The organism is Devosia albogilva (assembly GCF_042685625.1).
GTDB lineage: Bacteria > Pseudomonadota > Alphaproteobacteria > Rhizobiales > Devosiaceae > Devosia > Devosia albogilva.
Genome location: NZ_JBHUNP010000001.1, coordinates 3,610,057 through 3,632,593, shown reverse-complemented (window position 1 = coordinate 3,632,593; position 22,537 = coordinate 3,610,057). Strand labels below are relative to the sequence as shown.

Genomic DNA, 22,537 nt, shown 5'->3' with positions numbered 1-22,537 from the left:
GCGGTCGGAGCATCCTTCGGCAAAGCGCCGCGTCTGCCCGTCTCGGGCCATTCGTAAGTTCCATAATATATATTATGCGAATGGCGGATGTGCGACTTGCAGCCTGCTGCCGCCTTCCCATAAGCGCTGGCGGTCACGGTGCACCCTTCCTGCTGCCGGGGTCTGGATGGTAGACCGGGCCGAGCCGACAAAAGGATGAGCACAGCCATGCAGCCCTCTCGCGACATCTCCCGCCTGATCGAGATCATGGCTCGTCTGCGCGATCCGGACGGCGGTTGCCCCTGGGACCTCGAGCAGGATTTCCAAAGCATCCGGCACTACACCATCGAGGAAGCTTACGAAGTTTCCGACGCGATCGAACGCGGTGACTTGGGCGATCTTCGCGAGGAACTCGGTGATCTGCTGCTGCAGCCGATATACCACGCGCAGATGGCCAAGGAAGCCGGACACTTCGACATCGGCGACGTGATCTTTTCCGTCACCAGCAAGCTGATACGCCGCCATCCGCACGTATTTGGTGAAGTGGAGGCTGGCTCCTCTGAAGCCTCAGAACGACGCTGGGAGGCGATCAAGGCGGAGGAGCGCGCCGCCAAGGCCGCGCGTCAGGGCAACAAAACCCCTTCTCTGCTGGATGACGTGCCACAGGCCCTGCCTGCCCTCGCGCGTGCCGAGAAGCTGACCAAGCGTGCTGCCAAGGTTGGCTTCGACTGGCCCGATTTCTCAGCCGTACGGGCCAAGGTCGAGGAAGAGCTCGAGGAGGTTTCGGCAGCGCAGGCCGAAGCCAACGAGGCCGCCATGCGCGAGGAGATCGGCGACCTGCTGTTCGCGGTGGCGAACCTTGCGCGCAAGGCCGGCGTCGACGCGGAAGCGGCTTTGCGCGACGCCAACGCCAAGTTCACCCGGCGCTTCCACTATGTCGAGGCTCGTTGCCGGGAGGACGGCATCGCGCCGAAAGACGCGGGACTGGAGCGGCTAGACGGCTACTGGAACGAGATCCGCCAGGCCGACAAACCCTGACCGCTAGTGATCCGGGTTGTCGATCCGCCCGTTGAAGCGTTCCAGGAACTCGGCACGCCGGCGCGGATCAATCCGGACCAGAAAGCCCGAGCCCCGCTCCGTCGGTTCGTCCCGCTCGATAATCTCCGCATGGCTGTGCAACCAACCGATGTCGGCGCCGGCGCTGTGTGGCACCACGACATGGTAGGTGCGGGCCGACTGGCTGAGCGTCGTCTCGATCAGCAGTTTCAGCTCGTCGAGCCCCTGCCCCGTGAGCGCCGACACCGGCGCGACACCGGCTACCTTGCTCGCCGGTACGAGGTTGCTGACCGCGCCTTCCGGCAACAGGTCGATCTTGTTCCACACTTCGATGATCGGCGTCGTCTCCGGCGAAATGCCGAGCTCGTCCAGCACTGACAGGACGTCCTGCGCCTGCGCGGCATGGTCGGGATTGGCGATGTCGCGGGCGTGCAGGATCACATCCGCTTCCAGCACCTCTTCGAGTGTGGCGCGGAAAGCTGCCACGAGGTCCGTCGGCAGGTGGGCGACAAAGCCCACCGTGTCACTGAGCATGACCTCGCGGCCATGGGGCAGTTCAAGCTTGCGGATCGTGGTGTCCAGGGTCGCGAACAGCAGGTTCTGGGCGAACACCCCTGCCCCGGTCAGAGCATTGAACAGGCTCGACTTGCCGGCATTGGTATAGCCCACCAGCGCGACGACGGGCATGGCGCTGCGCTGCCGACGCTGCTGAGTTCGCGTCTTGCGAACCTTTTCCAGCCGGTTCTCGAGCAGGACGATCCGCTCGGTGAGCTGTCGGCGGTCGCTTTCGATCTGAGTCTCGCCGGGACCACCCATGAATCCGAGCCCACCCGTACCGCGCTGGCGCTCAAGGTGCGTCCAGGAGCGGACGAGCCGGCTCTTCTGGTAGTTTAGGTGAGCAAGTTCCACCTGCAGGACGCCCTCGCGCGTCGCCGCTCGCTCGCCGAAAATTTCCAGGATCAGCCCGGTGCGATCGAGGACCTTGGCGCCGGTCTCCCGCTCGAGGTTGCGCTGCTGAATGGGGCTAAGCGCCGCGTCCACCAGCAACAGGTCGATGTGCTCGTCCCTCACCTGCTGCGCCAACGTTTCCACGTGACCACCGCCGATGAAGGTCGCGGGTTTTACCTCGCGCACGCGCACGATTTCCGAAGAGACGATCTCGAGCTTGATTGCCTCGGCCAGGCCTTCAAACTCGGACTTGCGGGCCTCGATGTCGTGCGAGACGTTCTGGCCACGAATATCCGGCACCACCAGCGCTACTCTGGTAGGCTGCTCGCGCCGATCGATGAAGCGGGGGCCGCCCTGGGCGTCCTCGCCCTCTTCGATGTCACTCATACGCCATCAGTCGTCGTGGTTGCCTTCCGGATCGAAGAGCTGGATCGGCGCGCCGGGCATGATGGTGGAAATCGCATGCTTGTAGACCAGTTGCGACTGAGCATCACGGCGCAACAGCAGGCAGAAATTGTCGAACCAGGTGATCACGCCCTGCAGCTTCACGCCGTTGACCAGGAAAATGGTGACCGGGACTTTTTGCTTGCGAACGTGATTGAGGAAGGAATCCTGCAAGTTCTGTTGTTTTTCGCTGGGCATTCAGGCCTCTTTCGCGCGGCATTGTTTGTCGCTGTCATCGTTTGGCGTCAGCTTCTGGGCACGGGGACTGCCGCCAGTCCCTCCCCCGCTGGCAATGTGCTCACCACACCACTGCACTATGGCACGGTTCCCGTGCGTCTGCATACCCGCGCCGGTCGCATGGCACCTCCGTTCCCGGCGGAGCCGTCACAGGCCCAGCGACTTGATCTTCCGGTGCAGTGCACTCCGCTCCATACCGACGAACTCCGCAGTCTTGGAAATGTTGCCACCGAAGCGTTCGATCTGCGCCAGCAGGTACTGGCGTTCAAAGACCTCACGTGCCTCCCGAAGCGGCAGGCTCATCAGATGTGCGGAGGCGTCGGTGTCGCCGACCGTCGGCAGCACCTCCCCGATGTCGGGCGGCAGCATGGCAGCGGTGATCATCCCGTTCTCCGGATGCTGGTCTTTCATCAGGATCAGCAGGCGCTCGATGGAGTTGCGCAACTGGCGGGCATTGCCCGGCCACTCCTGAGCTTGCAGCACCGCGATCGCGTCGTCGCCGACGCTGTACCGCTGCAGGTTGTGCATGCGGCAGATCTGCTCGATGAAGACGGCCACCAGCGGCGGAACGTCCTCCCGACGCTCCCGTAGGGGCGTGAGTTGCACTGGCACGATGGCGAGCCGGTGAAACAGGTCGGAACGGAACTCGCCGGCCTCGATCAGCCCGGCGATATTCTGCGAGCTTGCCGAGATAATCCGAACATCGATCGGCACCGCCTGCGTGCCGCCAACGCGATGAAAGCGGTTCTCCACCAGCGTTCGAAGCAGGGCCGCCTGGGTGGCCGGCGGTAGCGTGGACACCTCGGAGAGGTACAGCGTACCGCCATGCGCCTTCTCGAGCGCTCCCACCTCCACCTTCAGTAGACCCGTCTTGCTGTCGCGCGACTCCCGGCCGAACAGCACCACCGGGACTTCGTCCGGCGCGTAGAGCGATGCGTTGATCTCGATGAATGGCGCCTCGGCGCGCGGGCTCCGCTGATGCAGCAGGCGCGCCACCAGGCCCTTACCGGTGCCGGAGGCGCCCGAAATGAAGATGCGCGAGTTGGTGGCAGCGGATTTCTCGATAATCGCCCGCACCTGCTGGGTGGCCGGCGACGTGCCCACCATCTCGGCGGTCTTGGTGATGGAGCGCTCCTTGAGCTCGGCAACTTCGTTGCGGAGTCGCGTCGCTTCCATGGCGCGCTGGGTGATGTGGAGCAGCCGGTCGATCTTGAACGGCTTCTCGATGTAGTCGTAGGCGCCGCGCTTGATCGCCGAGACAGCCGTCTCCACATTGCCGTGCCCGGAGATCATCACCACCGGCATGTCCGGGTGCTGGCTCTGGAACACGTCGAGCAGTTGCAGACCGTCCAGTCGCGACCCCTGCATCCATATGTCGAGAAAGACCAGGCTCGGGCGCCGGCGTGCGATCTCGTTGAGCCCGCTGTCGGCATCGTGCGCCTGCCGCGTCTCATAGCCCTCATCCTCGAGGATGCCGGCGATCAGATCGCGGATGTCGTCTTCGTCGTCGATGATCAGAATATCGAGTGCCATTTATGTGTTCACCGCAGTGGATAGAAGCGGTTCCTCCGGTGGGCTTGTCCGAGGTGCCTCGAGGGCACTCTGCTCTGTCTGTTCCGGTGCTTGCAGCGGCAAGGTGAAGGTCACGCAAGCGCCGACGCGGCCGGTCGAATCGGGTTCTGCATCGACCAGTTCGACGATGCCGCCGTGCTGCTCGATGATCTTTGCGACGATAGCGAGGCCGAGCCCGGTTCCCTTCTCCCGCGTGGTCATATACGGCTCGAGCAGGCGCTGCCGGTTGTCCTGCGGCCAACCCTTGCCGTTGTCCGAAACGGACACCCTGGCGTGGTTGCCTTCTACATGCGCTTCAACGGTGATCGTTGGTCGCCAGTCTTCAGAAAGCGACATACCCTCAAAGGCTTCGACGGCGTTCTTGATCAGGTTGGTCAGTGTCTGCGCGATAAGCCTGTTGTCGAACCAGGCATAGATCGCCTGGTCCGGCAGATCGGTGTTGATGGTGATTTCCGGCAAGCGAACGCTTTCGAGGAACACTGCCTGCCGAACGGTGTCGGAGAGGTCGGCCTTCTCGGGCGAGGCTTCCGGCATGCGTGCAAAGGCAGAGAACTCGTCGACCATACGGCCGATATCGCCGACCTGCCGCACGATGGTGTTGATGCATTTGTCGAACACCTCCCGATCGTCCTCGAGCTTGCTGCCGTAGCGGCGGCGGAGGCGCTCGGCGGATAGCTGGATGGGCGTCAACGGGTTCTTGATCTCGTGGGCGATGCGGCGTGCGACGTCAGCCCAGGCGCTGGTGCGCTGAGCCGACTCCAGATCGGTAATGTCGTCGAAGGTCAGGACATATCCCTTGGACTCGGCGATCGAGCCCTCGCGGGTGAGTTGGACCTGGTAGGTACGACGGTCGGACTCGTTGCCCAATTCGATATGGTCACGGACCTGGCCGCGGCGGGCAGAGCGCGCCTTCTCCAGCGTGGGCGCCAGTTGCGGCATGACCGAGTCGATCCGCTCGCCCATGAGTTCGATTTCCGTCCGGCCCAACATCTGGCAGGCGCGGGCATTGACCAGCGTAACCGCGCCGAACGGGTCGAGGCCGATGATGCCGGCGGACACACCCTCCACCACCGCTTCGGTGAACTGTCGGCGCTTCTCGTTCATCTCGTTGGCCGTTAGCAGCTCTTCGCGCTGAGTCTTGAGCTGCTGCGCCATACGGTTGAAGCCGTTGGAGAGATCACGCAGGTCGCCCCTGCCCTCCTGCACCGGCACCTGCACCTCAAGATCGCCGCGGCTGATCCGGGCGGACGCAATCATCAGGTTTCTGATCGGATCCACGAACCGGTTGGCGAGCGCGATACCCACCCAGAGGGCTGCCAGCAACAGCACCACGGCGAGGCCGATATACATGATCGTGAATGTGATCTGAAAGACCAGCCGGTTCGAGGCGTACTCGCGGTATTCCGTGATGTTCTCGTCGGTGAGGCGCATGTACTGCAGCACCTCGGCATCCACCGGTCGTGCCACGAACAGGTACACGTCCTCATAGCCGCGTGGCTTGGACACAGCGCCCACGAGGTTCGTCGAGCCGGGGGACAGGAAGGCGGGACTGCCTTCACTGACCACCTCGACCACCCCTTCCGGCAGGCGCGGAAAAGCGCCCTGCGCATTGATCTGCGCGCGCATCAGCGTCTCGCCGCTGCCGTTCACCAGGGAAGTGAAAGGCAACGAGCGGGTCACCGCTAGAGCGGTCAGGATGCGGGCGAAGCGATCCGGATCCTCCTCATAGATGGTGCGTGCCTGCTCCATCTCCTCGGTGACCCAGATGATGTCGTCGCGCAGCACCTGCGCGTGTTCGTTCATGTAGGAGCGCGCCACCAGCCGGGAGCTCTCCACCATGGCGCGAGTGCGTTCGGAGAACCACTGATCGAGCCCCTGGTTGAGCGAGATCGACGCCACCGCGGCCACAAGTACCGCCGGAATCGCGGCGACCAGCGCAAACATGGTGACCATGCGAACCTGCAGGCCGGCGCCGGGATTGCGCCGCAGTCGCGCCTGCACCAGCAGCGTTGCCTCGGTGACCACGAGGGCGATCATCAGCAGCACCAGAAGACCGGTGCCGATCCAGATAACCGTCCACACGCCGGGCGACGGCTCGATGTTGGTGGTTCCGGACAGGATCAGGAACGAAACCGAGGACATCAGCACCGAGGCAAGAACAACGACCAGCCCGAGAATGCGGAGCGCACGGTGTCCACTGCCGCCGAATAGGGGCGCAGGGTGCGGCCGCGTCGCCACGCTGGGCGCTGGCAGCGCGTCCATGGTTGTCGTGGCAGTCTCGTCCATGCAGCGCCCTAGAGCTCTCCCTTCCGCCGGAAAGGCAGAGCCTGTCCCAATTCGCCGGACCCTTCAAGACAAATGTTGCCAAAATGTGACACTGGTTACATCTGCCGGGGGTAAACGGCTCTGCGGCGGACTGGACAAGGTCTTGGCCGGGGCGCAGAACGGAGCGTCGCGCCCAGAGTCCCACCCAAGTGTCCACCGCAGCCCTCTCCCGCGTCGAAGCCGCCAGCCTCACCGGAATGGCTCTTGGTATCGGCGCGCACACGTTGTTTTCCGTTCATGATGCGTTCATCAAGGCCGTTGTGATCAGCGCCCCTGCCCCGCAGATCCTGTTCATCCGCAGCCTCGTCATCACAGCATTCTGCCTGGCCTTCGGCCGGTCAGCGCTGATCCATGACCTGATCCACTCGCGCAACAAGATGCTGATCTTGGGCCGCGGGCTCATGACGCTGGCCGCCTGGGTGATGTACTACAGCGCCGGTCGCGACCTGCAGCTCGCAGAGATGACCACCCTCTACTATTTCTCGCCGGTGCTCACGACCGTGCTGGCGGTGATTTTCCTCAAGGAACAGCTGACCCTGGCCCGCATCGGCGCCGCCTCCATCGGCTTCTTCGGGGTGCTGGTGGCTGCCAATCCGAGCGGCTTCACTATCGGCTGGCCTGTGGTCATGGTGCTGGCTGCCGCCCTGTTCTGGGCGCTGGCCATGATCCTGATGCGGACCATCTCCAAGAGCGAGCGCACCGTCGTGCAGGTCTTCGCGCAGAACCTGATCCACCTGGTGATCATGGGCGCTGTCGCCCTGCCGATGTGGCAGGGCATGGACGCTCGGCAGATCGGCTTCTGCATCGGAGCCGCGCTAGTCGGTGGTCTCGGTCAGTTCACCCTGGTGGAAGCGGCGCGCCAGGTGCCCGCCAGCGTTCTCGGTACGGTCGAATACGGGGCGCTGATCTGGAGCTTCGTCTTCGGCTATCTGTTTTTCGGCGAAACGCCGGCCTCGACCGTTTATGTCGGCGCGTTGCTGGTTGTTGCTGCCGGTTTGACGCTGGCACTCAGCGAGCGCCGCGCCAGGCGCGAGCTGGTTGACGTGCCCTAGTTCCGGCGGCTGTGCTTGACGATTTCGATGCTGTGCGTGCGGATCTTCTTGCGCAGCGTATTCCGGTTGAGTCCTAGCAGGTCGGCCGCCCGGATCTGGTTGCCGCCGCAGGCATTCAGCGCCATGGCGATCAGCGGCGCCTCAACCTTGTCGAGAACGCGTTGATATAGCCCCGGTGGGGGCAGATTGGGCTCGTACTCGCGCAGCAGTTGGCCCACATGCGTCTCAACGGCCACGGAAACGTCGACGGGCCCCGCCACGCCGGGCGTCGCAGTCCGGTCGGCGATATTGAGTTCGTTCTGCACGATCTCCGCCGAGATCATCTCGTCGGCGTAAAGCGCCGACAGGCGCCGGACGAGGTTCTCGAGTTCGCGAATATTGCCCGGCCAGTTGTAGTTCTGCATAAGCCGGATGGCCTCGGGCGACACCGACTTCGGTGGCTCACCTTCACGCTGCGCCGCATTCAGGAAATGCTGCACGAGGTCGGCAACGTCGTCGATGCGCTCACGCAGCGGCGGCAGGCGGATGGGAACGACATTCAGGCGGTAGAACAGATCCTCGCGGAACAGGCCCTGCCGGATCATCTGGCTGAGGTCACGGTGAGTAGCCGCCACGATCCGGACATTGGTCTTGATGGGGTTCCTGCCCCCGACCATGGTGTACTCGCCCTCCTGCAGCACGCGCAGCAGGCGCGTCTGGGCGTCCATCGGCATGTCGCCAATTTCGTCCAGGAACAGCGTGCCGCCCTCGGCTTGCTCGAAGCGGCCGGATGAGCGGGTGTTGGCGCCAGTGAACGCCCCCTTCTCGTGGCCGAACAGTTCGGCTTCGATCAGGTCCCGCGGAATCGCCGCCATGTTAATGGCGACGAACGGGCCGTTGCGGCGCTTGCCGAAGTCGTGCAGGGCCCGCGCCACCAGTTCCTTGCCGGTGCCGCTCTCGCCGGTGATCATCACCGTCAGGTCGGTCTGCATCAGCCGCGCCAGAGCGCGATAGATGTCTTGCATCGCGGTGGAGCGGCCCACCAGTGGCATGGTTTCGCCCGGTTCCTCGGCCCTACGCTCGGCTGCAGTCGGCTTCTTGGCGTCAGCGAGGGCGCGGGAAACCACCGACAGCACCTCGGTGATGTCGAAGGGCTTCGGCAGGTACTCATAGGCGCCCACCTCGGACGCCCGGATGGCCGTCATGAACGTGTTCTGAGCGCTCATGACGATCATCGGCAGATCGGGCCGGAGCTTCTTGATCTTCGGCATCACCTCGAAGGCATTGCCATCCGGCATGGCCACGTCGGTGATGAGAATGTCGCCTTCGCCACGGCTCACCCAGTTCCACATGGTGGAGATATTGCCGGTGGGCCGAACCTCGTAACCCGCGCGCGTGAGCGCCTGGTTCAGCACCATGCGGATGGCGGCGTCGTCATCGGCGAGAAGGACGACGTGGCTCATTTGGCAATTTCCTCGTTGGGCATGAGGCTGCCGCTGGCGACCGGCAGCAGGATGCGGAAGCGGGTGCGGCCAGGCCGGCTCTCACAGTCGATAACCCCGCCGTGGTCCCCGACTACCTTGGCGACAAGGGCCAGGCCGAGGCCGGACCCATTGGTCTTGGTCGTGACGAACGGATCGAACAGGAAGGGCATGATGTCGGCGGGAACGCCGGGACCATTGTCTTCGATGACGATCTCGAGCGGAAGCGAGATGCGCTCTGATACCCCGGTGACGCTGATGCGGATACCGGGGCGGAAGGCGGTGGTGATCCGAATTTCCGGTTTCTGAGTCCGCTCAAGCGCTTCCGCAGCGTTCTTCACCAGGTTCAGGAACACCTGGATCAACTGGTCGCGGTTTCCGAACACCGGCGGCAGCGACGGGTCATACTCTTCGGAAAAGCCGATGCCGCGCGCCACACCGTTGCGGGCGAGTAGCTTCACCCGATCTAGCACCACGTGGATGTTGATGGGCTCGCGCTCCAGTGGGCGCTCGTCACCGAACACTTCCACGCGGTCGATCAACGTGACAATACGGTCGGTTTCCTCACGGATCAGGCGCGCCAGCGGGATCTCGTCTGCGGCAACGGTCTGCTCCAGCAGTTGCGCGGCGCCACGGATGCCCGAGAGCGGATTCTTGATCTCATGGGCCAGCATCGAGGCGAGACCGGTGACGGAGCGCGCAGCCCCGCGCGACACCATCTGCCGGTCGATCTTGTCGGCCATGGTGCGCTCCTGGATCAACAGCGCAATCCGGCCGTCGCTGTCGGACAGCGGGCTGGCGAAGACGTCGGCCACCCGCTCGTCGCCGAAGCGGGAGGACCCGACGCGCACCCGGTACTCCGTCATGGGCGCCCGCCGCTGGGCGACCGTCTCCACCAGTGAAATGATGGGCGAGCCAAAGGCGATGAGGTCATCCAGCCGTTGCCGCGTAAGCACGCTCAGGGACGCGCCGAAAAACGCTTCGGCGGCGTAGTTGACGAAGACGATCTGGCGGGCGTCGGTGCACACGATGATCGGCTGCGGCAGGGCCTGGAGCACCGCGGTCGATGGCGCGGGCTCCGTTGCGTCCTGCGCGAGGGCGGAAATGCTCATGCTGCCTCCCTCCAGTCGCCAGAGAACAGGTCGGCAATCATTTCCAGCACAGCGTCGGTGGACTCATTGTCGAGCAGAGCTTTACGGGTGGGCTTGTCGAGTTGCAGGCCTGCGGCCTCGGCATACCAGTCGAGGTGCTTGCGGGCGGCGCGCAGGCCGACGGCCGTGCCGTACTCGATCAGCATGTCCTCGTAGTGCCCGGCGATCAGGTTGGCCAGTTCCCTGCCCTGCGGCGCTTGAGGTTCCGGCGTGCCTGCCAGAGCCGCACCGATCTGGCCCACGACCCAAGGTCTGCCGTGCGCACCACGCCCGATCATCACCGCGGCAGCACCCGATTCGGACAGTCCCGCGCGGGCTGAGGGCAGATCGACGATATCGCCATTGACGACCACCGGCACGTTCACGGCCTCGACGACGGCGCGGATCAGGCTCCACCGGGCCGTGCCCTTGTAGAACTGCTGCCGCGTACGGCCATGAACGGTGATCATGCGCGCGCCGGCATCGACAGCGCGCTTGGCCAGATCGGGTGCATTGAGACTGTCGTCATCCCAGCCGAGACGCATCTTCACAGTCACCGGCAGCGGAGTGGCTTCGACGACCGCCTCTACCAGCCGCACCGCCTGGTCCGGGACGCGCATCAGCGCCGAACCCGCGTACCCGCTGGTGACACGCTTGGCCGGGCAACCGAAATTGATGTCGATGATGTCTGCACCTGCTTCATAGGCGAGACGAGCACCTTGGGCCATCCACTCCGCTTCGCAGCCGGCGAGTTGCACCATGTGCGGCAGCCGATCGGGACGGCCGAGCTTGCGCACCATATCCGCGTGGCCGGTGCTGAGGGCATTGCTGGCAATCATCTCGGACACCACCATCCCGGCGCCGAACCGCTCGGCCAGCCTGCGGAATGGGCGGTCGGTGATACCGGCCATCGGGGCCAGCAGGGCGCTATTGGACAGCGAGTGGCTTCCGATGCTCAACACGCGGGCAGGGTTTGTTGAAGTCTGCATCAGAATTGTTCAGGCCACGAGTTTTGCCCGCACAATAATCAAAACGCTTCGTGGCGCAACTGCTTTGCGGGCGGTTCTGGTGCGTCGGCTGCCTTGCACTTGTCGCATAGCTTGCCGGGCGATAGACCACCCTCAGGTCGTTTCAATGTCAGAGTTGGTCATGTCGCAGAAGTCCGTTGCCGTGGTTGTCGTCGCGGCAGGACGTGGGGAGCGCGCAGGCTCTGCGGGCGACACCGTGCCCAAGCAGTACCGCTCGGTTGGCGGCCAGGCCATTCTCGCCCGCACAGTCGAGGCCTTCGTGAGCCAGCCGAACGTTAGCTGGGTGCTCCCGGTGATTCACCCCGAACATGAGCAGCGTTACGCAGCGCTGGGGCTCGGTGGTGACGAACGCTTGCTCGCGCCCGTGCACGGCGGTTCTACTCGCCAGGGATCGGTTCTCGCCGGGCTGAAAGCCCTCGCCCCCCTGAAGCCGGACCTAGTGTTGATCCAGGATGCGGCACGCCCGTTCGTGCCGGCTGCCTTGATCGAGTCCGTCATCTACTCCCTCGGCGCGGCGCAGGGCGCTTTGCCGACGCTTCCGGTGACCGATACCATCAAGCGCTCACTCGACGGCGCTGAGGTCGTCGGCACCGAAGACCGCCGCCTACTTCATGCCGCCCAAACGCCGCAAGGCTTCCGTTTCGGCCAGATCTTTTCGGCTCACATGCGCGCCGCCAGTGTGCGACGGGAATTTACCGATGATGCGGAAATCGCCGAGTGGGCGGGTTTGCGCGTTGTCATGGTTCCGGGCCACCGGGACAACATCAAGATCACCCATCCGGACGATTTCGCCCGGGCGGAGCGGATCATCAGTGGAGACACGCGCATGGAGACGCGCATCGGCACCGGCTACGACGTGCACCATTTTACCGATGGCGACGCTGTGTGGCTGGGTGGCGTGGAGATCCCGCACAACAAGCGGCTCATGGGCCATTCGGATGCGGACGTCGCGCTCCACGCGCTTACCGACGCACTGCTCGGTGCCATCGGCGAAGGGGATATCGGCATCCACTTCCCGCCTTCCGACCCGCAGTGGAAGGGGGCCCGTTCCACGGTCTTCCTTCGTCACGCGGGGGACTTGGTCGCGCAGCGCGGCGGGCGTATCGTCAATGTCGACGTGACCATCGTGTGCGAGGCGCCGAAAATCGCTCCGCATGCGGCAGCGATGCAGGGTGTGATCGGCGAGGCACTCGGCCTCTCTACCAACCGCATCGCGATCAAGGCGACGACGAACGAGAAGCTTGGGTTTATCGGGCGGGAGGAAGGTATCGTGGCTATGGCAAGTGCCAGTGTCGAAGTGCCGAGGGTCGACTGATGGCGGCCCGGAACACAGCGGCAGAAACGGGTCAGCAGGTCCTCGAGATCCTCGCCAGAGACGGCAAGACCATCGTGACCGCCGAAAGCTGCACGGGTGGCCTCATCGCTGCGGCGCTCACCGACATTCCGGGCGCCTCTCAGGCGTTCTATGGCGGCTATGTCGTTTATGCCAATGCAGCGAAGACGCGCCTCATCGGGGTGCAACCGCGGCTGATCCGGGACTATGGCGCCGTCAGCAATCAGGTCGCCCGCGCGATGGCCGATGGTGCCCGCAACACCGCCCATGCCGATTTCGCTGTAGCCGTTACCGGCATCGCCGGGCCCGAGGGCGGCTCGGAGAAGAAGCCGGTCGGGCTCGTTTACGTGGCGGTTTCGTCCGAACTGGGAACAGTCGTCATCGAGCACAAGTTCGGCGACCTCGGCCGGGACGCAATCCGCAAGGCGAGCGTGCAAGCGGCGCTTGATCTCGTGCTCCAGGTGCTGACCAGCGACGAAGCCTAGTCGCCGAAGCGGCGATCCGCCTCTTCGCAAAACGCCCTCATAATCTCTTCCTGCTTGGCTGCGAATGCCGGCTCGGCGACAGCGGCGATGAAGGGGTTGGAGATCTTGAAGTCGATCTCGAACTTCACCCGCGTGCCCGTGCCTTCCGGCACAAAGCTCCAGAGGCTATCCAGATAGGCAAAGGGGCCGTCCACCGCCTTCGCCCGGATGGTCAGCGCATCAGGGTCGAGGGTCACCCGGCTCGTATAGGCCTGGGTGATGGGACCGAAGGACAGGGTCATCCGCGCCAGGCGAACATCCTTGCCCCCTGCCCCTGGATCGGGCCGCACTACCATCGCACGGCAGTTGGGAATGAAACGCGGATAGTCATCGAGATCGGCCACGATCTCGTACATGCGCTGCGGAATATGCGGCACGTGCCGGTCGAAGTAGCGCTTCATTCAGAGTCCGAGCTTCGCCATGCGGTTGGCGCGCAGACGGGCGAAGTCCTCGCCGGCGTGGTGGGAGGAGCGGGTGAGCGGGCTCGATGAGACCAGCAGGAAACCCTTGGCTTCCGCCACCTTGGCGTAGGACTTGAACTCTTCCGGGGTGACGAACCGCTGCAGCGGGTAGTGCTTCTTGGTCGGCTGCAGGTACTGGCCGATGGTGAGGAAATCGACGTCTGCCGAGCGCAGATCATCCATGAGCTGCAGCACCTCGTTCCGTTCCTCGCCCAGTCCGACCATGATGCCTGACTTGGTGAACATGGTGGGGTCGAGTTCCTTCACGCGTTGCAACAGGCGGATGGAGTGGAAGTAGCGGGCACCCGGGCGAACCTTCAGGTACTTCGAGGGTACCGTCTCGAGGTTGTGGTTGAACACATCCGGCTTGGCGGCAACGACGATCTCGAGCGCGCCGTCCTTGCGCAGGAAGTCGGGGGTCAGGATCTCGATGGTGGTGCGCGGGTTGCGGGCGCGGATAGCGAGGATTACGTCGGCGAAGTGCTGAGCGCCGCCATCGGCGAGATCGTCACGGTCTACCGAGGTGATCACGACGTGCTCGAGGCCGAGCTTCTCTACAGCCTTGGCGACGTTATCGGATTCATTGGGGTCGAGCGGCCCCGGCAGGCCGGTGCGCACGTTGCAGAAGGCGCAGGCCCTGGTGCAGATCTCGCCCATGATCATCATGGTCGCGTGCTTCTTGGACCAGCACTCGCCAATATTGGGGCACCCGGCCTCTTCGCAGACCGTGACGAGATTGTTCTCGCGCACGATCTGCTGGGTTTCCTTGTAGACCGGCGATCCCGGCGCCTTGACGCGGATCCAGTCCGGCTTGCGCAGCACGGGGCTCTCGGGCCGGTTCACCTTTTCGGGGTGGCGGGGCCGGGCTGGCGAATTGTCGATGAGCGTAACCATAGCGGTCCTGACTGGGCGAGTGCCCTGTATATCGCTCCCTTGACCGGCCGGTTCAACCGGCTCTTTCGTTGGGTTGATCGGGTAAGATCAGGCGGTTTCCATGACCTCGGCGATGTCGACCCATGCCCCATCGCGCGAGGCGGAGAGGATGGTGGCCTGCACCAGGGCCAGCGAATGGAGGTTGTCCTCGCCGGAACTGAAGCGGGCGGGCACCGAGCCGGTCTCGATCACCTTGGCGATGGCGTTTAGCGTTCCGGTGCGGTCGGCGAATTCCACCGGCTGCAGTTCAAACGGCTCCGCCTCCTTGTCACGCTCGCGCAGGAACAGGCGGTCCGGAGCGCTCTTGCCCATGAAATTGTCGCGCGAGGTCCAGGTTATCTCGCCCTCGGAGCAATCCATGGTCCACTCGCCCGCCCAAGGAGTTACGGGGCCGCTGCTCATCCAGGAGCCGCGATAAGAGACGATGGTGCCCTTCTCGAATTCCAGCGTGGCGACGCCGATGGGGTGATGGCCGAAGGGGCTCGCCGGCGGATTCCAGGTGCGGCAGGAGACGCGCTTCGGCTCGTCGCCGAGCACCATGCGCATCAGGTCGAAATGGTGGATCGACATGTCGGCGAGCAGCGGGTCGGGCATGTCCCAGTACCGGTAGCCCTGCGAGGGGGCGTGGCGGCGGAAGTCGATTGAGACCAGGTTCACCGGGCCGAACTTCTGTGCGCCGATCAGTTCGGCGGCGGCGATGGGGCCGGGCTGGAAGCGGTAGTTCTGGCTGACCATCAGCACCCGGCTGTTGGCCTTGGCGAGCGCCACAAGTTCCTTGGCCTGCGCGATGGTGGAGGCAAAAGGCTTTTCCACCAATACGTTAAAGCCGAGTTCCAGGCAGCGCTTCACCACCGGATAGTGGGCTTCGGTGCGCAGGGTACAGATGGCGAGGTCGGCTTCGATGCCCTTGGCGGCTTCTTCGAGGCTCAGGAAACAGCGCTTCTCGTCGATGCCGAGTTCGGACTGGACGCGGGCGATCGCCTCGGGGTTGGCGTCGACATAACCCACCATGTGCACATTGGGAACTTTGGGGATAACTTCCTTGGTCCAGCTGAAACCCCAGTGTCCGAGGCCGACTTGGATCGCCTTGACCATGTGGATAACTCCTGAATCCTGTGCCGCAGATGAACGAAGATGAACGATGCCAGACTTCTGAATGAACGGCGGGCAACCAAGCCTGCTAGATGTTCAGTGCCCGTCCATAGGCATCCAGAACGCTTTCTTTCATCGTCTCGCTGAGTGTGGGGTGCGGGAAGATGGTGTGCATCAGTTCTTCCTCGGTGGTCTCGAGGTTCATCGCCACCACGAACCCCTGGATGAGTTCGGTGACTTCGGCCCCAACCATGTGGGCGCCGAGCAGTTCCCCGGTCTTGGCATCGAAGATGGTCTTCACGAGGCCATCGGGCTCGCCGAGGGCGATGGCCTTGCCGTTGCCGACGAAGGGGAAGCGGCCGACCTTGATCTCGCGGCCGAGTTCCTTGGCCTTGGCTTCGGTGAGGCCGACGCTGGCCACCTGCGGCTCGCAATAGGTGCAACCGGGCACCTTGCGACGATCGAGGCCGTGCACGTTGAGCCCGGCGATCTTCTCGACGGTGATGACCGCCTCATGCTCGGCCTTGTGCGCCAGCATCGGCGGGCCGGCGACGTCGCCGATGGCCCAGATGCCCTTGACGTTGGTGGCGCCGTACTCGTCGATGACGATGGCACCGCGCTCGGTCTTCACGCCGACGGCTTCGAGGCCGATGCCTTCGATGTTGCATTGGACGCCAACGGCCGAGATCAGCTTGTCGCCGCGGATCTCCTGCTTGGAGCCGTCCTTGAGCTCCACATGAGCGACAACACCGTCACCGGTCTTGTCGACCTTGGCCACCTTGGCTTCGGTCAGGAACTTGATGCCGCGCTTCTCGAGCCGCTTGCGGGCGAGTGCGGAAATCTCCGCGTCCTCCACCGGCAGGATCTGCGGCAGCAGTTCGATGACGGTGACCTCGGCGCCGAGCGAGCGGTAGAAGGAAGCGAACTCGATGCCGATGGCGCCGGAGCCCATGACGACGAGGGACTTCGGCATGCTGGCCGGCTTCAGCGCCTCGAAATAGGTCCAGATCTTGTCGCCGTCGGGCTCGATGCCGGGTAGCACGCGCGGGCGGGCACCGGTGGCAACGATGATGTTCCTGGCCTTGTAGGTCCCCTCCCCCAACGGGTTCTTCGGCACCGGCCCCTGCGGCTCGACCACCGGCTTCTTGGATGGACCGACCTTCACCTCGCCGGGCGCGGTGATCACCGCCTCGCCCCAGATGATGTCGATCTTGTTCTTCTTCATCAGGAACTGGACGCCATTGTTCATCTGCGCCGCGATAGCGCGCGAGCGCTTGACCACGCCATCGAGATCGAAGCCGAATTTCTCGGCGGTGAGCCCATAATCCTTGGCGTGGCTCATGTGACCGTAGATCTCGGCCGAGCGCAGCAGCGCCTTGGTCGGAATACAGCCCCAGTTCGAGCAGATGCCGGCCATGTGCTCGCGCTCGACGATGCCCACCTTCATGCCGAGCTGCGCGCCGCGGATGGCGGCGACGTAACCGCCGGGACCGGCGCCGATGACGAGAAGGTCGTATTGGTCAGCCATAAGGGCCTCCAGAGGAATAAGGGGTCAGAGACCCAGCACTTGCTTGACGAGCGACACCAGGCCCTCGCCGATGGCGCGGGTGTTGGCCGCGTCGAGATGGACACCGTCGCGAGGGTCGGCCTGGGCGACGGTTGCGGCGTCGAAGAAGTGGACGCCGGTTTCGCTGGCATGGCGGCGGTAGTGGCGAGCAAAGTCGCGCGACTCGCGCAGCAGGTGCTCGAGCCCGCCGAAATTGCTCAGCATGTTCTCGTTGGTGGTCTCCACCACATGCGGCGGAGACACCAGGATGATCTCGGGCACCGGCTCGCCCGTCATGGCGAAATGCCCGCGCGTGAGTTCGATCAGCCGCCGAGCGCCGCGGGCGGCAAAGGCAGCGGTGCCGGCGACGAACGGCTTCAGGTCGTTGGTGCCGAGCATGATGATGACGAGGTCGAGCGGCGCGTGGCTGGCGAGCAGCGTCGGCAGGATGCGGGCGCCGTTGCGATCGGCGTTCGCAGTCCAGTCATCGTAAGCCGTGGCGCGGCCGCCGAGCCCCTCGGCGATCACCCGCGCCTTGCCGCCAAGCCCCTGCTCCAGCGTCGTCGGCCAGCGGTCCTCATAGGCATGCCGCGGACCGCCGCCTGGATCGGCCCCGAAGGTCAGGCTGTCGCCATAGGCCAGGATGGTCTTCATCGCCTATGCCCCTCAGGCCAGCATCATCACCGGGTTTTCGATCAGACCCTTGAACACGCCGAGCACTTCCGCCCCCAGCGCGCCGTCGACCGAGCGGTGGTCGCAGGAGAGGGTCACGGTCATGAACTGGCCGGTCTTGATCTGACCGCCTTCGGCATAGACGCGCTCCTCGCCGGCACCGACCGCAAGGATAGTGCCGTGCGGCGGGTTGATGACGGCGGCGAAGTGCTTGATGCCGTACATGCCGAGGTTGGAGACCGAGGTCGCCCCACCCTGGTATTCATGCGGCGCCAGCTTCTTGTTGCGGGCGCGGGTGGCGAGATCCTTCACCTCATCCGAGATCTGGCGCAGCGTCTTGGTGTCGGCGGCCTTGACCACCGGGGTGAAGAGCCCACCCGGCACCGCCACGGCAACGGCCACGTCGGAGCGCTTGTGGTAGAGGATCGAGTCGCCGGCCCAGGTGGCGTTGGCGGCGGGAACCCGCTGCAGCGCCACGGCCCAGGCCTTCATGACGAAGTCGTTGACCGACAGCTTGTATTCCGGCTTGCCGTCCTTGCCCTTCGGCGCAGCGGCGTTGATCTGCTCGCGGGCAGCCATCAGCGCGTCGATCTTGCAGTCGAGCGTCAGGTAGAAGTGCGGAATGGTTTGCTTGGACTCGGTGAGCCGCTGAGCCACCACCTTGCGCATGCCGTCGTTCGGCACGAGCTCGTAGCTGCCTTCCTCGTAGAGGGCGAGCACCTGGGCCTTGGTCATGCCCGTCGGCGCGGCACCGCCAGCGGGAGCCGGAGCGGACGCGGCGGCCTTGAGCGGTGCCTTGCCGGACTTGGCGGCCTCCACGTCGGCCTTGACCACCCTGCCCTTCGGACCGGTGCCGGAGATGGCCGAGACGTCGATCCCGGCTTCCCTGGCGAGGCGACGCGCCAGCGGCGAGGCGAAGACACGACCGCCATCGGACTTTGCCGGCGGCGCCGCGGCCGGAGCCGGAGCGGCCTTCGGAGCCTCAACCGGAGCGGTGGAGGTGGTGGAGGTCCCCTTGTCGTAGGCGAGCGTACCGGCATCGCCCTTGGCGGGCTCCGCCTTCGCAGGTTCTTCAGCCTTTGGCGCGGGAGCCTCGGCCTTAGGGGCAGCCGCAGCGTCGGCGCTTTCGCCTTCCTGCAGCAGCACGGCGATGACGGCGTTGACCTTCACGCCTTCGGTGCCTTCGGCGACCATGATCTTGCCAATGGTGCCCTCGTCGACGGCCTCCACTTCCATGGTGGCCTTGTCGGTTTCGATCTCGGCGATCACGTCACCGGAGGAGACGCTGTCGCCTTCCTTGACGTGCCACTTGGCGAGCTTGCCCTCTTCCATCGTCGGAGAGAGCGCCGGCATGGTGATATCGATCGGCATCCCTGGTCTCCTTACGAGCGGTAGGTGACGGCGTTCACGGCGGAGATGACCTCGTCGACGTTCGGAAGCGCCAGCTTCTCGAGGTTGGCGGCGTAGGGCATCGGCACGTCCTTGCCGGTGACGCGGGTGACCGGCGCATCGAGGTAGTCGAAGGCCTGTTCCATGACGCGGGCGGCGAGCTCGGCGCCAATGCCGCCCTGCGGCCAGCCCTCTTCGACGGTGACGAGGCGGCCGGTCTTCTTGACCGACTCGACAACGGTGTCGCTGTCCATCGGGCGCAGGGTGCGCAGATCGATCAGTTCGACATCGACACCGGCGGCGACCAGCTTCTCAGTGGCCTGGGTGGCGTAGCGCATGCCCATGGAGAAGGAGACGATGGTGACATCCTTGCCCGGGCGAGCGATGCGGGCCTTGCCGATGGGCAGGAGGAAATCGTCCATCTTCGGCACCAGGCCGGTCGAGCCGTAGAGAATCTCGTTCTCGAGGAAGACGACCGGGTTGGGCGAGCGGATGGCGGACTTGAGCAGGCCCTTGGCATCGGCCGCGCTATAGGGGGCGATCACCGTCAGGCCGGGAACGTGGCTGTACCAGGCCGAGAAGTCCTGCGAGTGCTGGGCGGCAACGCGTGCGGCCGGGCCGTTGGGGCCGCGGAACACCATCGGCGCCGTCACCTGGCCGCCGGACATATAGAGCTGCTTGGCAGCGGAGTTGATGATCTGGTCGATCGCCTGCATGGCGAAGTTCCAGGTCATGAACTCGACGATCGGCTTCAGTCCGGCAAAAGCCGCACCGACGGCGAGACCGGCAAAGCCGTGCTCGGTGATCGGGGTATCGACGACGCGCTGTGGCCCGAATTCCTGCAGCAGGCCCTGGGTGATCTTGTAGGCGCCCTGGTACTCGGCGACTTCTTCGCCCATGACGAAGACGTCCGGGTCGCGGCGCAGCTCTTCGGCCATGGCCTCGTTCAGCGCCTGGCGGACCGTCATCTCGACCATCTCGACGCCTTCGGGAAGGTCGGGATCGTTCTGGGCGACGAACTTGGGCGCATCGGCACCGGCTGGCGCCTTGGCTTCGGCGGGGACACTCGCGGCCTCCGGCACGGCCGACTTGCCCTCGGGATCGGAAGAACTGGCCTGAGCCGCCGGGCGATTGCCTTCGCCGATCTCTTCGTTTTCGCCCAGCACCAGAGCGATCGGGGTGTTCACCTTCACACCCTCTGTGCCTTCTTCGATCATCAGTTCGCGCACGGTGCCGCCATCGACGGCTTCTACTTCCATGGTGGCCTTGTCGGTCTCGATCTCGGCCAGCACATCGCCGGGCGACACGGTGTCGCCGACCTTGACCAGCCATTTCGACAGCTTGCCCTCTTCCATGGTGGGCGAGAGCGCGGGCATCAGGATTTGGGGCATATCAGCTCTCCAGAATGGGGGCGCCGGGCACGGGAGCCACACGGCGGAAATCGGTCAGGTTGGCGGTGCGGGTGGGAATCACCCGCCAATCATTGATGAGGGTGCGGTCGACGCGGGCGCTGTTTGTCGGCGGCGGGGTCTGGTTGACGGCCCAGCCGCTCAGGATCAGCCCCAGAACGACGAACACCACGAAGGCAATCACCGCCCGCTTGTAGATCGAAAGGCGTTCGCGGGCGGCAGGACCGCCTTTGGCCTCGAGCTGGCTGAATTTCCACCAGCCGAGCGGAAAGAAACTGCCGAGCTGTTCCCCGTCCGGGGCCAGCCGCACCGCGGCCATGGCCTGAACCACGGCCACGAACAGGGACAACAGAGCAAACAGCAGGACGACCCCGAGCAGGACGGTCATTTGCTGGCTCAGGCAGGAATGGTGATGTCGGTCCAAAGCTCGGACGGATCGGGCTCGGGATCGTTGGTGGCGAACTCGGCCGCCTCGTTGACTACGCCGCGGACGCGGGCCTCGATCTCCTTGAACCACTCCTCGCTGGCGGCACCCGATTCCAGCAGCCGCGCCTTGACCTGTTCGATCGGGTCGCGCTCCTGGCGGTACTTGGTGACCTCGTCCTTGGTGCGGTACTTGGCCGGGTCGGACATGGAGTGGCCGCGATAGCGGTAGGTCAGCATTTCGAGAATGAAGGGGCCATTGCCCGAGCGGGCCCATTCGATGGCGCGCTTGGCAGCGTCATAGACCATGCGCACGTCCATGCCGTCGACCTGCTCGCCCGGAATGTCGAACGAAGCACCGCGCTGGGAGAAGTCGGTGGTCGCCGCAGCACGCTCGATCGAGGTGCCCATGGCGTATTTGTTGTTCTCGATGATGAACACGACCGGCAGCTTCCAGAGCTTCGCCATGTTGAAGCTCTCGTAGACCTGGCCCTGGTTGGCAGCGCCGTCACCGAAATAGGTGAGCGAGACCGAATTCTCGCCACGGTACTTGGACGCAAAGGCAAGGCCAGTCCCGAGCGGGACCTGGGCACCGACGATGCCGTTGCCGCCGTAGAAGCGGTGTTCGTTCGAGAACATGTGCATCGAGCCGCCCTTGCCCTTGGACAGGCCGCCCTGGCGGCCGGTGAGCTCGGCCATGACACCCTTGGGGTCGAGGCCCATCACCAGCATATGGCCATGGTCGCGATAACCGGTGATCTGGGCGTCCCTGCCCTTCTCGGAGGCCATGGTGACGCCGGTCACCACCGCTTCCTGGCCGATATAAAGGTGGCAGAAGCCGCCGATGAGGCCCATGCCATACATCTGGCCGGCCTTTTCCTCGAAGCGGCGGATCAGGAGCATCTCCTCGTAGGCCGACTGCTCCTGTTCGGTGGTGAACTGCGGCACGTTGGGTTGCGTGTTGGCCTTGGTGGCCACTGCTTTGCGCGCCATATCGATGCTCCGACTGGATGGATTTTGCCGCTTGGCCCGATCAGGCCACATTCGGACATCATAGTCTAGGCAAAGCAGGCAAAGCAATGCTTCACGACGATCGGACGGCGCTGCTAGAGCGTTGTATCTGCTTCGATAATTGCCATTAACTCGTCTGAAGCTAATTCTCGGAATTTACCGGAAATCGGTTCACCGGTATGTATGCGGATCGACCATGATCAGGATGTCGTCGGCATGAGCCATGTTGAGCATGGCGCGGGCGCGTTCGGTCACGATGTCAGGGTCGAGCCGGCGGGTGTCCATCAGCGTGGCGCGGTGGCGATAGTCGTCGATCTCGGCCTGTAGCGCGGCGGAACGAGCCTTGAGCTGGTCGACGTCGAGCAGGATCTGTTCGCGGCTTTCGATGCCGAACTGACCTGTGAGCGCCGAGTAGCCGAGATAGCCCTGAAACCCCAGCAGAACCAGGGTAAGCCCCAGTGGGCGCCAGAAGGGTTTGCGTTTGAGGCGGGTGGGCATGGATGGGTCCGGGCT

21 protein-coding genes are annotated in these 22,537 nt (G+C 64.4%); 4 read left to right on the top strand and 17 right to left on the bottom strand.

Features of this window, described 5'->3' with window-relative positions:
* The first annotated feature begins 207 nt into the window (after positions 1-207).
* Positions 208-1,017, top strand: a complete 810-nt coding sequence (gene mazG, locus ACFSX5_RS18195; RefSeq protein WP_386835343.1) for a nucleoside triphosphate pyrophosphohydrolase — start codon at positions 208-210, stop codon at positions 1,015-1,017.
* Positions 1,018-1,020: 3 nt separating this feature from the next.
* On the opposite strand, the gene hflX is transcribed toward mazG, so the two are convergent.
* The 4 genes from hflX to ACFSX5_RS18175 form a co-directional block, all read right to left on the bottom strand.
* Positions 1,021-2,370, bottom strand: coding sequence for a GTPase HflX (hflX, locus tag ACFSX5_RS18190; protein WP_386835342.1), 1,350 nt, complete (start codon positions 2,368-2,370; stop codon positions 1,021-1,023).
* Positions 2,371-2,376: 6 nt separating this feature from the next.
* Positions 2,377-2,625, bottom strand: coding sequence for an RNA chaperone Hfq (hfq, locus tag ACFSX5_RS18185; protein ID WP_386835341.1), 249 nt, complete (start codon positions 2,623-2,625; stop codon positions 2,377-2,379).
* Positions 2,626-2,811: 186 nt separating this feature from the next.
* On the bottom strand, positions 2,812-4,197 hold the full coding sequence (gene ntrX, locus ACFSX5_RS18180) for a nitrogen assimilation response regulator NtrX (RefSeq protein ID WP_386835339.1): 1,386 nt from the start codon (positions 4,195-4,197) through the stop codon (positions 2,812-2,814).
* Complete coding sequence (locus tag ACFSX5_RS18175) at positions 4,198-6,522, bottom strand: sensor histidine kinase NtrY-like (RefSeq protein ID WP_386835337.1); 2,325 nt, start codon at positions 6,520-6,522, stop codon at positions 4,198-4,200. It lies immediately after the preceding gene.
* Positions 6,523-6,710: 188 nt separating this feature from the next.
* On the opposite strand from ACFSX5_RS18175, the gene ACFSX5_RS18170 reads away from it, so the two are divergent.
* Positions 6,711-7,613, top strand: coding sequence for a DMT family transporter (locus tag ACFSX5_RS18170; protein WP_386835336.1), 903 nt, complete (start codon positions 6,711-6,713; stop codon positions 7,611-7,613).
* Here ACFSX5_RS18170 and ntrC read toward each other — a convergent pair.
* From ntrC to dusB, 3 genes are read right to left on the bottom strand one after another with little or no spacing between them, the layout of a single operon-like run.
* Positions 7,610-9,055, bottom strand: a complete 1,446-nt coding sequence (ntrC, locus tag ACFSX5_RS18165; protein ID WP_386835334.1) for a nitrogen regulation protein NR(I) — start codon at positions 9,053-9,055, stop codon at positions 7,610-7,612. The genes ACFSX5_RS18170 and ntrC overlap by 4 nt on opposite strands.
* Positions 9,052-10,185 (bottom strand): two-component system sensor histidine kinase NtrB, encoded by a 1,134-nt coding sequence (locus ACFSX5_RS18160; protein WP_386835333.1) that lies wholly within the window; start codon positions 10,183-10,185, stop codon positions 9,052-9,054. The genes ntrC and ACFSX5_RS18160 overlap by 4 nt, the downstream gene beginning before the upstream one ends.
* Positions 10,182-11,192: a tRNA dihydrouridine synthase DusB gene (dusB, locus tag ACFSX5_RS18155; RefSeq protein WP_386835331.1), complete on the bottom strand. Its 1,011-nt coding sequence runs from the start codon at positions 11,190-11,192 to the stop codon at positions 10,182-10,184. Before dusB ends, ACFSX5_RS18160 begins: the two co-directional genes overlap by 4 nt.
* Before the next feature lie 160 nt (positions 11,193-11,352).
* Here dusB and ACFSX5_RS18150 point away from each other — a divergent pair, with 160 nt between their 5' ends.
* Complete coding sequence (locus ACFSX5_RS18150) at positions 11,353-12,546, top strand: bifunctional 2-C-methyl-D-erythritol 4-phosphate cytidylyltransferase/2-C-methyl-D-erythritol 2,4-cyclodiphosphate synthase (RefSeq protein WP_386835329.1); 1,194 nt, start codon at positions 11,353-11,355, stop codon at positions 12,544-12,546.
* Positions 12,546-13,049 (top strand): CinA family protein, encoded by a 504-nt coding sequence (locus tag ACFSX5_RS18145; RefSeq protein WP_386835328.1) that lies wholly within the window; start codon positions 12,546-12,548, stop codon positions 13,047-13,049. Before ACFSX5_RS18150 ends, ACFSX5_RS18145 begins: the two co-directional genes overlap by 1 nt.
* Here ACFSX5_RS18145 and ACFSX5_RS18140 read toward each other — a convergent pair.
* The 10 genes from ACFSX5_RS18140 to ACFSX5_RS18095 all read right to left on the bottom strand — a co-directional run bounded on the left by ACFSX5_RS18140 (position 13,046) and on the right by ACFSX5_RS18095 (position 22,522).
* Complete coding sequence (locus ACFSX5_RS18140) at positions 13,046-13,489, bottom strand: type II toxin-antitoxin system RatA family toxin (RefSeq protein ID WP_386835326.1); 444 nt, start codon at positions 13,487-13,489, stop codon at positions 13,046-13,048. The genes ACFSX5_RS18145 and ACFSX5_RS18140 overlap by 4 nt on opposite strands.
* On the bottom strand, positions 13,490-14,443 hold the full coding sequence (gene lipA / locus ACFSX5_RS18135) for a lipoyl synthase (protein ID WP_386835325.1): 954 nt from the start codon (positions 14,441-14,443) through the stop codon (positions 13,490-13,492). It abuts the gene before it with no gap.
* 87 nt (positions 14,444-14,530) lie between these two features.
* Positions 14,531-15,577: a Gfo/Idh/MocA family protein gene (locus ACFSX5_RS18130; RefSeq protein WP_386835324.1), complete on the bottom strand. Its 1,047-nt coding sequence runs from the start codon at positions 15,575-15,577 to the stop codon at positions 14,531-14,533.
* 85 nt (positions 15,578-15,662) lie between these two features.
* Positions 15,663-17,102, bottom strand: coding sequence for a dihydrolipoyl dehydrogenase (lpdA, locus tag ACFSX5_RS18125; protein WP_386835323.1), 1,440 nt, complete (start codon positions 17,100-17,102; stop codon positions 15,663-15,665).
* A 24-nt stretch (positions 17,103-17,126) separates the two neighbouring features.
* A complete protein-coding gene (locus tag ACFSX5_RS18120; RefSeq protein ID WP_386835322.1) occupies positions 17,127-17,774 on the bottom strand; it encodes an SGNH/GDSL hydrolase family protein in 648 nt (215 codons plus the stop codon).
* A gap of 12 nt (positions 17,775-17,786) precedes the next feature.
* On the bottom strand, positions 17,787-19,163 hold the full coding sequence (locus ACFSX5_RS18115; RefSeq protein WP_386835321.1) for a pyruvate dehydrogenase complex dihydrolipoamide acetyltransferase: 1,377 nt from the start codon (positions 19,161-19,163) through the stop codon (positions 17,787-17,789).
* Between the two features lie 11 nt (positions 19,164-19,174).
* Complete coding sequence (locus ACFSX5_RS18110) at positions 19,175-20,572, bottom strand: pyruvate dehydrogenase complex E1 component subunit beta (protein WP_386835320.1); 1,398 nt, start codon at positions 20,570-20,572, stop codon at positions 19,175-19,177.
* A gap of 1 nt (position 20,573) precedes the next feature.
* Positions 20,574-20,978: a hypothetical protein gene (locus tag ACFSX5_RS18105; protein ID WP_386835319.1), complete on the bottom strand. Its 405-nt coding sequence runs from the start codon at positions 20,976-20,978 to the stop codon at positions 20,574-20,576.
* A gap of 8 nt (positions 20,979-20,986) precedes the next feature.
* Positions 20,987-22,006, bottom strand: coding sequence for a pyruvate dehydrogenase (acetyl-transferring) E1 component subunit alpha (gene pdhA / locus ACFSX5_RS18100; RefSeq protein ID WP_386835318.1), 1,020 nt, complete (start codon positions 22,004-22,006; stop codon positions 20,987-20,989).
* Positions 22,007-22,195: 189 nt separating this feature from the next.
* Positions 22,196-22,522, bottom strand: a complete 327-nt coding sequence (locus ACFSX5_RS18095) for an FtsB family cell division protein (protein ID WP_386835317.1) — start codon at positions 22,520-22,522, stop codon at positions 22,196-22,198.
* Between the last annotated feature and the right edge of the window lie 15 nt (positions 22,523-22,537).

Coding starts and splice junctions, on each gene's coding strand:
- ACFSX5_RS18115 (WP_386835321.1), bottom strand. CDS start 19,163: ATGCCGATCGATATCACCATGCCGGCGCTCTCTCCGACGATGGAAGAG.
- dusB (WP_386835331.1), bottom strand. CDS start 11,192: ATGCAGACTTCAACAAACCCTGCCCGCGTGTTGAGCATCGGAAGCCAC.
- ACFSX5_RS18175 (WP_386835337.1), bottom strand. CDS start 6,522: ATGGACGAGACTGCCACGACAACCATGGACGCGCTGCCAGCGCCCAGC.
- ntrC (WP_386835334.1), bottom strand. CDS start 9,055: ATGAGCCACGTCGTCCTTCTCGCCGATGACGACGCCGCCATCCGCATG.
- ACFSX5_RS18140 (WP_386835326.1), bottom strand. CDS start 13,489: ATGAAGCGCTACTTCGACCGGCACGTGCCGCATATTCCGCAGCGCATG.
- lpdA (WP_386835323.1), bottom strand. CDS start 17,102: ATGGCTGACCAATACGACCTTCTCGTCATCGGCGCCGGTCCCGGCGGT.
- ACFSX5_RS18105 (WP_386835319.1), bottom strand. CDS start 20,978: ATGACCGTCCTGCTCGGGGTCGTCCTGCTGTTTGCTCTGTTGTCCCTG.
- pdhA (WP_386835318.1), bottom strand. CDS start 22,006: ATGGCGCGCAAAGCAGTGGCCACCAAGGCCAACACGCAACCCAACGTG.
- ACFSX5_RS18095 (WP_386835317.1), bottom strand. CDS start 22,522: ATGCCCACCCGCCTCAAACGCAAACCCTTCTGGCGCCCACTGGGGCTT.
- ACFSX5_RS18110 (WP_386835320.1), bottom strand. CDS start 20,572: ATGCCCCAAATCCTGATGCCCGCGCTCTCGCCCACCATGGAAGAGGGC.
- lipA (WP_386835325.1), bottom strand. CDS start 14,443: ATGGTTACGCTCATCGACAATTCGCCAGCCCGGCCCCGCCACCCCGAA.
- mazG (WP_386835343.1), top strand. CDS start 208: ATGCAGCCCTCTCGCGACATCTCCCGCCTGATCGAGATCATGGCTCGT.
- ntrX (WP_386835339.1), bottom strand. CDS start 4,197: ATGGCACTCGATATTCTGATCATCGACGACGAAGACGACATCCGCGAT.
- ACFSX5_RS18130 (WP_386835324.1), bottom strand. CDS start 15,577: ATGGTCAAGGCGATCCAAGTCGGCCTCGGACACTGGGGTTTCAGCTGG.
- ACFSX5_RS18120 (WP_386835322.1), bottom strand. CDS start 17,774: ATGAAGACCATCCTGGCCTATGGCGACAGCCTGACCTTCGGGGCCGAT.
- hfq (WP_386835341.1), bottom strand. CDS start 2,625: ATGCCCAGCGAAAAACAACAGAACTTGCAGGATTCCTTCCTCAATCAC.
- hflX (WP_386835342.1), bottom strand. CDS start 2,370: ATGAGTGACATCGAAGAGGGCGAGGACGCCCAGGGCGGCCCCCGCTTC.
- ACFSX5_RS18145 (WP_386835328.1), top strand. CDS start 12,546: ATGGCGGCCCGGAACACAGCGGCAGAAACGGGTCAGCAGGTCCTCGAG.
- ACFSX5_RS18150 (WP_386835329.1), top strand. CDS start 11,353: ATGTCGCAGAAGTCCGTTGCCGTGGTTGTCGTCGCGGCAGGACGTGGG.
- ACFSX5_RS18160 (WP_386835333.1), bottom strand. CDS start 10,185: ATGAGCATTTCCGCCCTCGCGCAGGACGCAACGGAGCCCGCGCCATCG.